Annotated in this window: 10 protein-coding genes; 2 read left to right on the top strand and 8 right to left on the bottom strand. The window is 64.6% G+C overall.

Going from position 1 to position 13,622, the window contains the following annotated elements:
* Positions 1 to 6 precede the first annotated feature (6 nt).
* From K3U96_RS21820 to K3U96_RS21805, 4 genes are all read right to left on the bottom strand, one after another.
* Positions 7 to 1,836: a DUF4012 domain-containing protein gene (locus K3U96_RS21820; protein ID WP_220691063.1), complete on the bottom strand. Its 1,830-nt coding sequence runs from the start codon at positions 1,834 to 1,836 to the stop codon at positions 7 to 9.
* 146 nt (positions 1,837 to 1,982) lie between these two features.
* Complete coding sequence (locus tag K3U96_RS21815; RefSeq protein WP_220691062.1) at positions 1,983 to 2,393, bottom strand: hypothetical protein; 411 nt, start codon at positions 2,391 to 2,393, stop codon at positions 1,983 to 1,985.
* Positions 2,394 to 2,583: 190 nt separating this feature from the next.
* A complete protein-coding gene (locus K3U96_RS21810) occupies positions 2,584 to 5,337 on the bottom strand; it encodes an AAA family ATPase (RefSeq protein WP_220691061.1) in 2,754 nt (917 codons plus the stop codon).
* A 97-nt stretch (positions 5,338 to 5,434) separates the two neighbouring features.
* Positions 5,435 to 5,731 carry a hypothetical protein gene (locus tag K3U96_RS21805; protein WP_069405331.1) on the bottom strand — a complete coding sequence of 99 codons (297 nt, stop codon included), beginning with the start codon at positions 5,729 to 5,731 and terminating at the stop codon, positions 5,435 to 5,437.
* 663 nt (positions 5,732 to 6,394) lie between these two features.
* Here K3U96_RS21805 and K3U96_RS21800 point away from each other — a divergent pair.
* Together K3U96_RS21800 and mspA are read left to right on the top strand one after the other, a co-directional pair.
* Positions 6,395 to 8,032, top strand: coding sequence for a PE-PPE domain-containing protein (locus K3U96_RS21800; RefSeq protein ID WP_220691060.1), 1,638 nt, complete (start codon positions 6,395 to 6,397; stop codon positions 8,030 to 8,032).
* Between the two features lie 443 nt (positions 8,033 to 8,475).
* Positions 8,476 to 9,120, top strand: a complete 645-nt coding sequence (gene mspA, locus K3U96_RS21795) for a porin MspA (RefSeq protein ID WP_069405343.1) — start codon at positions 8,476 to 8,478, stop codon at positions 9,118 to 9,120.
* Positions 9,121 to 9,144: 24 nt separating this feature from the next.
* Here the strand turns inward: mspA and K3U96_RS21790 are convergent, their stop codons facing one another.
* The 4 genes from K3U96_RS21790 to K3U96_RS21775 all read right to left on the bottom strand — a co-directional run bounded on the left by K3U96_RS21790 (position 9,145) and on the right by K3U96_RS21775 (position 13,561).
* On the bottom strand, positions 9,145 to 10,041 hold the full coding sequence (locus K3U96_RS21790) for a cyclopropane mycolic acid synthase family methyltransferase (RefSeq protein ID WP_220691059.1): 897 nt from the start codon (positions 10,039 to 10,041) through the stop codon (positions 9,145 to 9,147).
* A 141-nt stretch (positions 10,042 to 10,182) separates the two neighbouring features.
* Positions 10,183 to 11,082, bottom strand: coding sequence for an alpha/beta fold hydrolase (locus K3U96_RS21785; protein ID WP_220691058.1), 900 nt, complete (start codon positions 11,080 to 11,082; stop codon positions 10,183 to 10,185).
* Positions 11,083 to 12,474: an ABC1 kinase family protein gene (locus K3U96_RS21780; protein ID WP_220691057.1), complete on the bottom strand. Its 1,392-nt coding sequence runs from the start codon at positions 12,472 to 12,474 to the stop codon at positions 11,083 to 11,085.
* Positions 12,475 to 12,568: 94 nt separating this feature from the next.
* Positions 12,569 to 13,561, bottom strand: a complete 993-nt coding sequence (locus K3U96_RS21775) for an oxygenase MpaB family protein (protein ID WP_220693635.1) — start codon at positions 13,559 to 13,561, stop codon at positions 12,569 to 12,571.
* Between the last annotated feature and the right edge of the window lie 61 nt (positions 13,562 to 13,622).

Raw genomic sequence — 13,622 nt, 5'->3', positions numbered from 1 at the left:
TCTGTCTCACTCCGAGCATTCGGGCACCGACAGTACGGGAGTCACATCGTCTATCAGCGGTTGAATCGGTACACGAGGAGCGCCTGGAGAAGTCGGTTCACTCAGCAGGAATTTTATTTCCCCGGCCTCGCCACGAGGGATACCGACCTGCATTTCGAACGTGGGATGGCCGCGTTCCATACCTCGTGCAACCGGGACGTTCTGGCCGTTAGCGATGGCACCCGCCAATTGGGCACCCTCCGTCGCGATCAGCGTCACCGAAGTCAACATGGCGCCCCTCGGCGCATTAAGCGGAGCCTGAGCTGCACCAATGATGCCGCTGCTGCTCGCAACGTAGTCCGGCAGCGGACGGTCCGGTGCCGTGTTCGCCAAGCGGACAGTGATGGTCGATTTCCGTGTCTCGCCGTCGCAACCATCGGCGGCGTATTCGATCTGCCGCGTTAGGTAGTAGTCCATCTTGTTGCCGCCGAGGTTGTTGATCACGACCTCCGCATAAGGTGCGGCATCATCGGGGACCACATGTGCCAGCGGCGTCTCTTCGAGCAGCGCTTGCTCGTCTGGCGACGAACTCCACACCGCGATGCGGCGTTCACTGGTCGCCTTACCCAAGGCGTCGAGCAGCTTGCGAGGCGACTCCACTCGGCCAGTGATCTTGTTCACGACCTCGCTCGCAACGTCCTGAAGGTATTGTTTGCGAGCAGTCTGATCGGTCGGAAAGCGTTCATACACAGTAGATTCCGTCAGCTCGACGACATTATCTGCCGTGATCCTCTCCCCATCCGGCATGGTCACGGGCCCAACAGCGCCGAGGATGTAGCTCAGAGCGACGGGGTCGAGTGCGATGACGCCGTCGACATTCATCCCAGACTCCTCGGCCCACATCGACCTCCAGATCTGGGCCGCGTACGGGAAGTGTGAGCTGAGATTGCTGTTGCGGAAATCGGTGAACGCGTTCGCCCATCCCCACTGTTGATCGAACGCGGGGCCCAGATTGATGGATGTGGATGCCGCTCGCAGTTCGGTGTTGGGTGCCAACTTGTCCACCGTCGGCTTGCCGTTGTCGAACCGGAGAATTCCGAATCCGCCGAGTAGGCCACCAGTTCCGCGGGCTTCGGCATTGGTTTGGAAGGCCATGAAGTACGTCCGCGGTCCGTCCGCCCCCATCATCGCCGGCGCAAGCCGGGCGGCAAGATCGGTGTTCTCCAGCAGGCCCGTGACATCCGACGTCTGCGACTGAAGCTGAGTACGGGCATCACGCATGGCCGAGAAGTAAGCGGGCCGCGAAATCGCATTAGCCTGTTCGCCGAGTAGCGATGCAGAGGCCGAGATCTCGCTCAGCCGTGGAGCAGAATCGCGGAGCAACTGGACGTTGACACTGCCGTCATGCAGCAACCGGTCTGGCGACAGCGCTTCTGCCACGTCCGCAGACGGCTGCAGAACATCTGCGGCTAGACCGACCACGACGTCAGATATCTGCTGTCCGGTCTTGAAGGGACTCCCAAGCCACGGGACGGCAGCGGCGATATTCCAGGGAAGGGAGTGCGTTGCGTCCTGGGCATCTCTGGCGTGGGCCGTGGCCTTGTCGACCCAGTGGGTGGTCTCGTCGGCGTTCCCCTTGAGCAGTGCTTCGCGCGCTTCTTGAGCGGCGCTGCGGGCGGCTTCGAGGTTCGACCTCGCCTGGAAGGCTCCATACGCCAACCAGCACCCGAACGCGACGACAACCACGAGCACTATGCCCGCGGCTAACGCGCTCCGCCGCCTCAGAAAACCCAGCCGGTCTTCTTCGAGATCACCTTCATTAACTTGCGCAGAATCGTCGTTTTCACCGTCAGACATGCGTCGAAACGGATTTCGCGGAATTGGCACGCAGAAGTTAACCCCCGTAGTCGGCTGAGGCGGTACGCCTCGATTTCAGGCAACGACGAAGTTACCTCAGACCGACGCGTACCGACAGCCGATTACGAGATAACGACCGATCGAACTTAGCAGCGCCGACCCACGGTGACGCTGAACGAACCGTACGGGCCGATCTTCGCGCTGAGTCCCGCGAAGCACGCCTGGAAGTTCAGCTGCCCCATCCAGCCGAAGAACGGCCGAAGCATGCTGGGAATAAGCGTGAACGGATTAAAGCTGAACCACACCCGCTCGTTGGACGGCGGGTTCGGATTCGACGATCCGAACCACCACAGGGAGTTCTGGAACCAGGTCCGCGGTTCGTCGATCTCGATCGGCTGCGGTTGCAGCGGAGCGAAATCCAGCATCTGAACAACCGGCGCTGCCGGCACCGGCAGCTCGGGAGCCGCCTGCACCGTGGTCGCCGGGATGACCGTGGCGGCTGCTGCGACTGCGCATGCGGCGACACCGGTCTGGAACTTAGTGATAACCCCGTTCATAACTCCCCCATGCCCTTCGTAAGCAGACTGTTTGCTAGGTTGCCAGACACTAACACGAAGTGTCAATAGGAAAGTGCAGAACACCGACGTTTTCTCGCCGAGATCGCCCTCGCTGGCCGACCCGGAACATTCGTCGCCACCCGAAAAGGTTGACGGACCTGCAAATTTGCTTCCGAAAGCAACTTTCTGGCTATCGCTGACCCTGGCCAAAAATCCGTCCGAGCTCGGCCCGGGTGTTGATCCCCAGCTTGCGGTAGATGCGGGCGAGGTTGGCTTCCACGGTCTTCGGGCTGATAAACAACGCCGTGGCGACTTCCCGCGTTGTCATTCCCGACGCCGCCAACTCCGCGACCCGCCGTTCGGACGGCGTCAAGCCCGAACCGCCGCCGGTAAGACCGCTGGCGCGGTCCAATTCGGCGCGGGCGCGATCGGCCCACAGCGGTGTCCCCAACTCCTCGAAGGCCCGCAGCGACTCCGCCACCGTCGCGCGCGCAACGTCCTTCTTTCGTCGGCGACGTTGCAGTTGGCCCAGCAGCAGCAGCGTGCGTGCGCGCTCGAACGGCATCGGCAGCCGTTCATGGTGTGCCAGGGCCTCTTCCGCCTTGTGGACGGCCGCTTCGACGTCGCCTTGTGCCGCCAACGACAAGCTCCGGCACCTCGCGCCGATGGCCAACATCCACGGCCGATCAAGCAACTGCCCGTTGACCTCAAGCGCGTCGATCATCGGTTCTGTTTCGGGGTACCGACCCAGCGCGAGCAGCGCTCTGACCGCGTCGGGAACGTAGGCCACGTTGACGATTTCGGTGCCAGGTACGGACGGGAAGCGGTCGACCAGCGGCCGCAATATCCGCACCGCGTCTTGGAAATTGCCGAGCGAAACCTCGAGGAAGCCCAAGCTGACCGACGCCCAGTCGGCCAGCCCTGGTTCGCCGCACTGCTGTGCTAGATCGATTGCACTACACGCGGTCTCGCGTGTCTCCGCTATTTGACCGGTGTATGCCATGACAAGCGACTGCACGGCCTTCGCGATGACGCACAATTGATCGCCGCCGAGCTGTTGGGCACGCTCCAGCGTCTCCTCGGCCAGCCGCCCCGCTTCTGCGTACCTGCCCCGCCACACGTTGGTCAGCGCGGTTATCACGGCGATGAACGTCAGGTCGGTCTCTGCGCCCCGCTCGACACAGCGTCGGTGTACCGCGGCCAACTGCTCACTGGCCTCATCCAGTTGGCCTGTCCACGCCAGCAATAACGCGTTGTTGGCGCTGGCGCGGAATGCGATCGGCGCCTCGCTATCGGGCCGCTCCAGGGTCAGTGCGCGCCGAAGGCTAGAGACGTCGACACCGCGTCCGCACATGCAGGCGATCGTGGTCCGCAGGGACAGGGCCTGGCTGGTCAGATCGGGATCACCGACGTCGACGGCGTATGTGACGGCGCGTTCGGCATTCTGCAGAGCCGGTGCGAAATCGCCGGCGTTGAGCCGTGCGTGCGACAACAACAGCAGGGTGCGGACACGCACGTCGGGGCTGCACGCAGAAGTGCTGAGCGCCTGCTCGAGAAGGGAGACCGCTTCTTCGAAGCGGCTGTGGTGAATTCGCATGGTGGCCAACAAGTTCAGCGCCATGGCCCGGTCGGTGCCGCGCGGCTTTCGTGCCATCAGCGTGTCAAGTAGGCTTCGCGCCTGCTCCAGATCGCCGGCGTGCAGATGGTTCTCGGCGGCGCGAATTCGGCGCACGGGTGTGTCGCCGCCGAGCCCGATCGCCAGTTCGATCAACTCGGCGGCGGCAGCGGGAGCACCGCGGGCGCGTGCGGCATCAGCAGCTTCGTCGAGCGCCTCCAGCGTCGCGGCGTCCGCACTCGATGCGGCCATTGCCATATGTCTGGCCCTCGCCTCGGGCAGGGTGACCACTTCGGCCAGGCGCCGGTGCATGGCCCGGCGCTCGCTTCGCGTGGCGTCGGCGTACACGGTCCGTGCCAACAACGGATGGGCGAACTGAACGACGTCACTGTCGACCGCGAGAATTCCCTTGGCTTCCGTCTCCTTGAGCACCTGCAAAGTGCGTTGTGGGTCGGTGCCGGTGATCTGGGCAAGTGACTCGACCGTCGGTGTCGCCGAGGACGCGGCGGCGAGCAGCAGAAGCTTGGCCTCACCGTCCAGGTGTCCGATCCGGCGCCGCATCAACTCGGCCAACGTCACCGGAAGGACCGACGCCGAGCTGCCGGACTCGACCGCCCGCGCCAGCTCCAGCGCGTAAAAGGGGTTCCCGCCCGAGATCTCGGCGATCCGCACCAGCGCCGGGCGGGGGAGCGGGCGGCCGATACGCGCGGAGAGCATCGCATGCAACGCGCCCAGGCTCAGCGGGCCCACGCGGTGCCGGACGATGCCGTCGGCAGGGGCTAACTGCAACGAACTTTCGGTGTCGGCGCCATCATGGTCGGTTCGTTCTGTGAGCAACAGCCCGACCGGCCCCGAGAGCTGGCGGGCAGCGGCGGCGAGGACGGTGCGGCTCGAGGGATCGAGCCACTGTATGTCGTCGATGGCGACCAGGACCGGTTCGTCACGTGACGTTTGCTCGATGACCGAAACCAGCGCCGCAGCGATGACGCCTTGGTCTGTTGCCGGTCCGGCACCGCTGGCGCGAAACAGAACGTGATCGACCGCGTTGCGTTGCACCTCCGGAAGCGCGTCGAGAACCGTGCCCTCGACCTCGCTGAGAAGATCGGCGACGGCGGCGTATGTCAGCGTGGTTTCCTGCGGGCCGACCCGGGCCCAGAACACCCGAAAGCCGCTCGCACGGGCGTCATCCACCCCGGCGAGCCACAGCGTCGTCTTGCCGACGCCTGCTTCACCTTCGAGTACGAGGCCTGATGGGTGCGTCGCGGCGGATCGGAGGAAATCCGATACCACCCGATATTCAGCCGGACGTTCGATCACGCCGGAAGCCATTACCACCCCTCGCCCACAGCAAACCGAGCCTATAACGGCTGGTTGCAGCCTGCGCTACGAGGCTGATGCGCAGTGCTCCTGCGTCACTGTGGCAACTTCAGGAACGTTGCTCTCGGATTCGGGTGCCCACCCGCGTGGACAGCCGTTGATGCGGGGCGCCTGCCGCGTTGCAGATCCGCGACACGATCTCTGGCGAGTCACTGCAGAACACGCCGTACAGCACCTCGTCGGCGGGAACGGAGAGCGTGACCAGAAGTCGTGCCGGCGTGCCCTCACTCGTGACGCTCGCGGCGGCGGCGTCGATCCTGGCGACCATGTCGTCGACGGATTCCTCGGTCAGCTCAGGCAGGTACCACTCCGCGAGAAAGCACGCGGTTTCATCTCCCGCCTCCATACTTGTGCACAGTAGCGACCGATTCCCGAGATGGAATCGGGTGTTTCCCTATGAATTGGTCTTGATTGAAATTATTTACGCGAACGAATGAAATGGCTTATTTGGTTGCTAATACGCAAATATTGACGAGGCGCGCGTGATGGCGCAAGCCTCCGATCACCAACGCGCGCAATGACATCCCGTGCAGCATATTGCGTGGGCATGGTCGCGGCGACGTGCGAAAATCGTGTGGATGCCAGGTTGAATGGGTCGACGCGCTGCCGCTGCCGGCAGTGCCCGCCTGCGACCGCGCGATGACGCCGTTCGCGCGTCGTCGCCGATTTAATCGGGCGCCGCACCGCGACCGTGGTTGCGTGTAGCGCGACGGCGAGCACGGCGGTGCGCCGCGGGGAAAAGCGCGTCGACGACGCGTGTGACCCGCGCGCCCGTCGTCGGAATTAATGGCGCGCACTCCCCGGCGCGGTCAGCGGCCGGTCGACCATCGCCACGACACTGCCGCCCACTGGGCGCAGCACAGCCGACAGTCGTCCGCTGTGGTCTCACCGTGTACCTGAGCTCGAAACCGCACGCTCTTGGGCGCCGAACAGCCTCCGGCTAACTTTGCCGGGGCAACTTTTGCGTGTTCTCCTGCCGTGGATCGGTGCGTTGTGTGATATTCGACGCATGCGTAAGGCCGGTCGAGCTATCTTCCTCGTTTTTCTCGGTGCCCTGAGCACGGCAGTCTTCGGTGTCATCACGGCGGTGATGGCGGCGCTGAGCCTGGCCGCCACCACGGTGTTGATCGTGCCCGGCACGGGCACGCCGAACGCCAACGTCGTCGAGAACTACATGCCGAACTTCTACGACCGCTACATCGGCGGCACCGACGCAGAACTGCCTGCGGAGTGCGTCGCGGCCACCGACTGCACGTTGACCGGGATCAATTACCCGGCGTCGTTCTTCCCGCTGTTCTTCTTCTCCGGGTGGTGCGTGCCCGGCCGGTGTGACACGTGGAACGACTCGGTCGGCACCGGTGCCACCAACCTCAACACCACCTTGATCGACCGGCTGGTCAACACCGACGACGACATCATCCTCGCCGGCTACTCCCAGGGCGGGGCCGTCGTCTCCAACGAGCTGCGCAACCTGGCCAGCCTGAGCCCGGAACTCAAACAACGGCTGTCGGTGTTCGTGATCGGCAACGCCTACAACCCCGACGGCGGGCTTTTCACCCGGCTCGGGTTTCTGCCGACGATCCCGTTTCTCGACATCACGTTCGGTCCGTCGATGCCGACCAACCTTGGAATTCCGATCACCAGCGTCGGCTTCGAATACGACCCGGTGATGTATGCGCCGCTGTATTGGCTCAACCCGTTCGCGATGCTCAACGCGCTGGCTGCCTTTGAGCTCGTGCACGGGTATTACCTGTCGCCAACCGGCAGTTCCCCCGACAGTTCGATCGCCTACGGCTACACCGAGGAAGAGTTGGCGCAGATCCTGCAGGGGCCGTGCCCAGGCCCGAACTGCCGCGTCGACGCCGAAGGCAACCGGTACTTCATGATTCCGGCGAAGAGCCTGCCGCTGACGGATCTGGTGATGCAGATCGTGCCCGGCCCGTTGCGGCCGTTCGTGCGACCGGTCGTCGATCTCGTTACGCCGGTGCTGAAGGTGCTGGTGGACCTCGGCTACAACTGGAGCGGTGATCCGGGGCAGACACGGTGGTTGTCGCCGCTGCCGTTCAACCCGTTCCAGAACTGGTTCGCGGTCGGTCAGGACCTTGTCGAGGCGGTCGGTGAAGGTATCCAGAATGCGTTCGGCGGCGGGACGACCACGCTGATCGCGCCGCCCGCCGATACCACCCTGGCGGCGTCCTCGACCCCGAAGGGCGAGTCCGGGAAGTCCGAACCGGCCTGGAAGCAGAAGCTGGCGCTCGTCGTCAACCAACGCGACGACGCGGCCGTCGGCGACGACGTGGCCGACGAGGATGTCGTCAACGAGGACGTCACGAATGGCACCGACGCCACAGACGACGACGGCACCGAAGGCGAGGACGTCGGGCCGATCGACGACGAGACCGAGGGCACCGCGAACGAGGATGCCGGCACCGAGGATCTCGGCCCCATTGACGACGAAACCGCGGGCGTCGAGAACGAGGATGCCGGCACTGAGGGCGAGAACGGCACCGGGACCGTCGGCGCCGACACCGGAGACGACGGCGGCAATGGCGATGCCGGCGCGGGCAACGCAGGTAACGCGGGCAACGCGGGCGCGGGCAACGCGGGCGCGGGCAACGCGGGCGACCCCGGCCAAGCCGCTGCCTGAGCCCGCTGGCGTGGCAGTGCGCCTATGGTGTGCTGTGCCAACCTCTGAGCGAAACTTTCGCTCAAGTACTACATGCCGTCGGAATTGAGCGAAAAATTCGCTCAGAGCTTGGCAGTACAGTCACAGTCCCCGGACGGACGCTGTCCCCGGACGGACGCTTTCCCCGGACGGACGCTGTCCCCGGACGGACGCTGTGCCCGGGCGGACGTTTTCCAGGGACGGACGCTTTCGACGAGCGAGGGGCGCAGCCTGTCGCGCTGTCTTCACGTAACCACCCCGCTCGTCACGCGTAATTTTCGCGCACGTTATGTTTCTTCTGTTGCGGATGATCACTATGGTGAGCCGCGATGCTTTTTTGCAGTCGCGTCACTTTCGACGTGCGATGGCAACGACAGACCGACGCTGTGGCCGATCTAGCCGGCCGACGATGAAGTTAGGTGATGATGCGGGCAATCGGCCGGTTGGGAATCGTGTTCGTAGCGGCGGTCGCGTCGTTGTTCGTCAGCACCGGGACCTCCCACGCGACGCTTGATAACGAGTTGAGCGTGGTTGACGGCCTCGATCGGACGCTGACCATCCAGCAGTGGGACACGTTTCTCAACGGGGTGACCCCGATGGACCGCAACCGGCTGACGCGCGAGTGGTTTCATTCCGGTCGGGCTAAATACACCGTGACAGGGCCGAAAGCCAAGTCGTTCAAGGGCAAAATGGAACTCGGCTATCAGATCGGGTTCCCGTGGGCGCTCGGCGTCGGCATCAGGTTCAGCTACACCACGCCCAACATTCTCCTCGACAACGCGCCGCTGCCCGGCTTTCCCACCGCGATCTTCGGTCCGGGCTTCATCACGACGCCCAACCTGTTTCCCGGGGTGTCGCTGAGCGCCGACCTCGGCAACGGTCCCGGTATCCAGGAGGTCGCGACGTTCTCGGTGAACGTCAGCGGCCCCGAAGGCACCGTGGCGGTATCCAACGCCCATGGCACGGTGACCGGTGCTGCCGGCGGTGTGATGCTGCGCCCGTTCGCCCGGCTCATCTCCTCAGCCGGTGACAGCGTCACCACCTACGGCGAGCACTGGAACATGAACTGACGCCGACGAAACCGTCGTCGTCGCCTATGCGGCGGCGCCCGGCTTCAGGTAGGTGACCAGGCTGACGTCGATGCTCTCGTCGACGAAGTAGAACTGCGCGCCGGTGAGGTACCGCATGTAACGGTGGTAGTTCTCCTCGTCGGTGGCCGCGATCGCTGCGTCCTTGTGCTGCTCGAGCCTGGCGGCCCAGATGCCCAGCGTCTTGATGTAGTGGTTGCGCAGCGACTGCGGCTCGGGCACCACGAAGCCGGCCTTCTCGCCGTGCTCGACCATCATCTGGGTGGTCGGCAGCCGTCCACCCGGGAAGATCTCGGTGATGATGAACTTCACGAACCGGGCCAGGTCGAACGTCAGCTTCTTGCCGCGCTCGGCCAGGTCATAGGGGTGGTAGCCGACGCTGCTCTGGATCGTCATCCGGCCGTCGTCGGGCATGATGTCAAAGCAGGTCTTGAAGTAGTCGTCGTAGCGCTCGAAGCCGAAGTGTTCGAAGGCCTCGATCGACACGATGCGGTCGACGGGGGAATGGAACTGCTCCCAGCCCTCCAGGCGCACGTCATACGTCCGCTCACTGGCGACGTTGCTGAGCAGTTCATTGCAGTAGGCCTGCTGGTTCTTGCTCAGCGTCAGGCCGATGACGTTGACGTCGTACTTCTCCATCGCCCGCTGCAGCGTCAGGCCCCAGCCGCAGCCGACCTCCAGCAGCGTCATCCCCGGCTTGAGGTCCAGCTTGTCGAGATGCTGATCGACGTTGGCGATCTGCGCCTCCGACAGCGTCACGTCCGGCCCGGTGAAGTACGCGCAGCTGTACTTGCGCGTCGGATCCTGGAACACGCCGAAGAAGTCGTCCGACAGGTCGTAGTGCGCCTGGATGTCCTCGAAATGCGGCGTCAAATCCTTGGTGCCGGATGAGTTATCAGACATATTCCCCTGCTTGGCCTTTCTGGTGACGCCGATCACATGGTGTTGTTGACCGTACTCCCCGCACGGCCGCAGAACGGCGGACACGCCTCTCAAGCTGTCGAGCGTAGCCGCTTCTGCCGAGCCGACTCCAATGCGCGGTGCTCAACGGGCCGAAAAGTTGTTCTTGAGCTCGCCGATGATGTCATCCCACAGCGGTTCGGGCAGCTCATGGCCCATCCCGGCGTACAGGACCAGGCGCGCGTCCTTGATCGCCCTGGCCACCACCCGCCCGCCAAACGGGCGCATCAGCTTGTCGGACTTGCCGTGGATGACGACGGTCGGTGCGGTGATCTGCTTGTCGTAGCGCCGCAGGCTGCCGCTACCCAGGATCGCGGAGAACTGACGACCGATGCCGGCGGGATAGTAGGAGCGGTCGTAGCCTTCGATCGCCTCGGCGCGGATCGTGTCGTCGGGGCGCGGATAGCCGGGGCTGCCGATGATCTTGCTGACCCGCACCGCGTTGGCGATGACGGTCTCGCGGCTGGCGTCCTTGGGCCGCTGCAGGATCGCCAGCAGATGCCGCGGGCCCGGCGGCGGAAGCAGCGCCTGGTTGTTGCTGGAGAAGATGACCGCCAGCGTTCTGGTGCGTGTGCTGTGCCGGGCGGCGAAGATCTGGGCGATCATTCCGCCCATCGAGGCGCCGACGACGTGGGCGTTGTCGACCTCGAGATGGTCGAGCACCGCGGCGGCGTCATCGGCCATGTCCTCGAGCGTGTAGGGCGCCGGACTCTTCAGGCCGAGCTGGGAGCGGATCATCCTGACCGGGAGCGGTGTGCTGGCGTGTTGGCCGACCAACTTGCTGGACAGGCCGACGTCGCGGTTGTCGTAGCGGATGACGCGCAGGCCCTGGTTGATCAGCTTTTCGCAGAAGTCCTTGCGCCACAACAGAAGCTGCGCGCCCAGACCCATGATGAGCAGGACCGCCGGGTCGTTCGGGTCGCCCATGTCTTCGAAGTAGATGTCAAGGTCGCCTGATTTGGCGGTGCCGGTGCGGATCTGCATCTAGGTCTGGACCTCGCTGTCGAGTTCTTCGTCGGTTGGATTCTCCTCGCGCAAGCGTTCGTCGGTGTGCTCGCGGCTGACCTCGACCATGAAGTTGGCGAAGTATCCGGTGAGCTGCGGATCGGACATCATCTGCCACTTGGGGGCGAGCAGCTTCATGTAGCGCTCGACGTAGAGGAACTGCTTGCCGATCAGCACCAGTTCGCGGGGCAGCTTGACGTCGTAGGCCTCGGCCAGGGTGGACAGCTGCTTGCCGATCTCGGCGTAGCTCATATCTCCCAGCGTGGACATGGTCAGCGGGGTGGCGAACTTCTCCAGGTCCTTGGCGGCCTGCGCCTCGGGTTTCATGGTGCCGACCGCACCCATCAGCACCACGATCTTGCCCGCCGCGGCGTGGTCCTTCTTCACCAGCAGGGCGTAGACCAGTTCCCTCAAGAGCCAGCGGGTGCGGGGGTCGATGCGGCCCATGATGCCGAAGTCAAAGAACACGATCTTGCCGTCGTCGTCGACGTAGAGGTTGCCCGCGTGCAGGTCGCCGTGGAACAGGCCGTGCCGCAGGCCGCCCTCGAAGACGCTGAACAACAGCGCCTTGACCAGTTCGGTGCCGTCGAAACCCTTCTTGCGGATGTTGGCGACGTCGTCGATGCGGGTGCCGTTGACCCGCTCCATCGTCAGCACCCGCTCGCTGGTCAGATCCCAAAACACCTGGGGCACACGGATGTTCTTGCCCAGCGGCGATGAGTGCATATGTGCCACCCACGCGTCCATCGACTGCGCCTCGAGCCGGAAGTCCAGTTCCTCGGCGAGGTTGTCGGCGAAGTCGGCGACGACGTCCTGTGCGCTCAGGCGCTGACCCAGCTTGGCGAACTCCACCAGCCGCGCGCCGCGCTTGAGGATCTGCAGGTCGGCGGCGACGCGTCGGCGGATGCCGGGACGCTGGATCTTGACGACGACCTCTTCGCCGGTGTGCAGGGTGGCGTAGTGCACCTGCGCGATCGAGGCGCTTGCGAACGGCTGATCGTCGAAGCTCTTGAACAGGTTGGCGGGTTCGTCGCCGAGTTCCTCGCGGAACAGTTTCTGGATCTGCTTGGCGTCGGCGGGCGGCACCCGGTCGAGCAGGCTGCGGAACTCCTTGGAGAGCGGTTCGCCGAACGCGCCGGGGCTCGACGCGATGATCTGGCCGAACTTGACGTACGTCGGCCCCAGATCGGCGAACGTCTGGGGGATCTGCCTGATGACCTTCTGTTGCAGTGAGCCGCGGCCGGCGAGCTTGGTGACGACCCGAGCGCCGGTGCGGGTTACCTGCCAGCCCGTCGCTCCCATGCGCGCAGCCTCGAGCGGCAGCGGAACCCGGTCCAGCTTCGCGACCTCGCGGTTTTTAGTCGTACTCATGGGCCCAGTGTCTCAAAACGTCGTGCATGCCGCGAAACTGCATTTCTGCAGGGGTTTACCCGCGCTTTGTCTGCGAAGCTGCAGTCTCGCGGGGCTAGGCGAAGCTGTGCTCGATCTCCTCGCGGGTGCGCACCGGATCGTCGCCGAGCTGGTAGGTCGGCAGCGTGTGGGGCACGGTGGTGCCTGCCTTGACCCGCTCCTGAGCCTGGCGGAACTCCGGCGGGGTGCCGGCGGCCGTCTGCAGGCCGTTGATGATGCTCCACACCGTGGCCCGCCGCACGGTGCGCTCGATGATGTTGGGGTCCTGGTGGTGGATCATCTGCTTGGCCCACTTCGGCATGGTGTCGCGGATGGCCCAGTCGACCGCGGCCTGCGGCATCGGCAGGTTGGCGCCGGTGGACATCGCGGTGCCGTGGGTGACGGCGAGCTTGGGCAGGTACGACTCGAGGCACTCGGCGGTCTCGGCTTTGGTGCTCGGCAGATCGGTACCGCCCAGCGCGTGGCCGACGCGGACGAACTCGCCGTAGTACTGGTCAAGCCTCTTGCCGCGCAGCGGGTTTGGGTGATAGAGCTCGTGCGCGGTGGCCAGCCCCCAGACCACGGTCGCGTAGTTCCAGCGCAACCAGTCCGGGTCGTCGGCGTCGTAGGGCGCGCCGTCGGGGCGGGTGCCCTTGATGGTGTGGTGCATGGCGCGCACGGTTTGGGCCAGCCGTTCGGCGGTATCGGTGGAGCCGTAGGCGGTGCCGATGAAGAAGGCGACGGAATGGCCGAGGCGCACCAACGCGCCCTTCGGGTCGATCTGGGGAACCGCGATACCCGTTTCCGGATCGCGTTTGACCAGCCGCGAATGGTGCATACCCATCCAGTAGATCGACGGGTCGAGCCGTTCCATGTAGGCCGCGCACTGCAGGCCGAAGATCAGCGCATAGGTGTGCGAGTGCACGTGCCAGACCGCGCTGCCCGGCCCGAACCAGCCCGGGTCGCCGACCGGGGCCGCGAACTCCATGCCCTTGAAGTAGTTGCGGCGGACGGCCTGGTCGAAGCGTGTGTTGAGCATCTGACCGACGATCTGGTGCGGCAGGAACAAGGCTGACCTCTTCTCAGGTTTGGTCACGGCTGTAACCAGAATACAACTTTGGTTACATCCG

The organism is Mycolicibacterium holsaticum DSM 44478 = JCM 12374 (assembly GCF_019645835.1).
Taxonomy (GTDB): Bacteria; Actinomycetota; Actinomycetes; order Mycobacteriales; family Mycobacteriaceae; genus Mycobacterium; species Mycobacterium holsaticum.
The sequence above is the reverse complement of the archived record's forward strand: the minus strand, read 5'-3'. Positions and strand labels throughout refer to the sequence as shown.

Excerpts from the sequence above, each read along its gene's own strand:
- K3U96_RS21810 (WP_220691061.1), bottom strand. The coding sequence starts at position 5,337 with ATGGCTTCCGGCGTGATCGAACGTCCGGCTGAATATCGGGTGGTATCG.
- K3U96_RS21800 (WP_220691060.1), top strand. The coding sequence starts at position 6,395 with ATGCGTAAGGCCGGTCGAGCTATCTTCCTCGTTTTTCTCGGTGCCCTG.
- K3U96_RS21785 (WP_220691058.1), bottom strand. The coding sequence starts at position 11,082 with ATGCAGATCCGCACCGGCACCGCCAAATCAGGCGACCTTGACATCTAC.
- K3U96_RS21815 (WP_220691062.1), bottom strand. The coding sequence starts at position 2,393 with ATGAACGGGGTTATCACTAAGTTCCAGACCGGTGTCGCCGCATGCGCA.
- K3U96_RS21820 (WP_220691063.1), bottom strand. The coding sequence starts at position 1,836 with ATGTCTGACGGTGAAAACGACGATTCTGCGCAAGTTAATGAAGGTGAT.
- K3U96_RS21790 (WP_220691059.1), bottom strand. The coding sequence starts at position 10,041 with ATGTCTGATAACTCATCCGGCACCAAGGATTTGACGCCGCATTTCGAG.
- mspA (WP_069405343.1), top strand. The coding sequence starts at position 8,476 with ATGCGGGCAATCGGCCGGTTGGGAATCGTGTTCGTAGCGGCGGTCGCG.
- K3U96_RS21805 (WP_069405331.1), bottom strand. The coding sequence starts at position 5,731 with ATGGAGGCGGGAGATGAAACCGCGTGCTTTCTCGCGGAGTGGTACCTG.
- K3U96_RS21780 (WP_220691057.1), bottom strand. The coding sequence starts at position 12,474 with ATGAGTACGACTAAAAACCGCGAGGTCGCGAAGCTGGACCGGGTTCCG.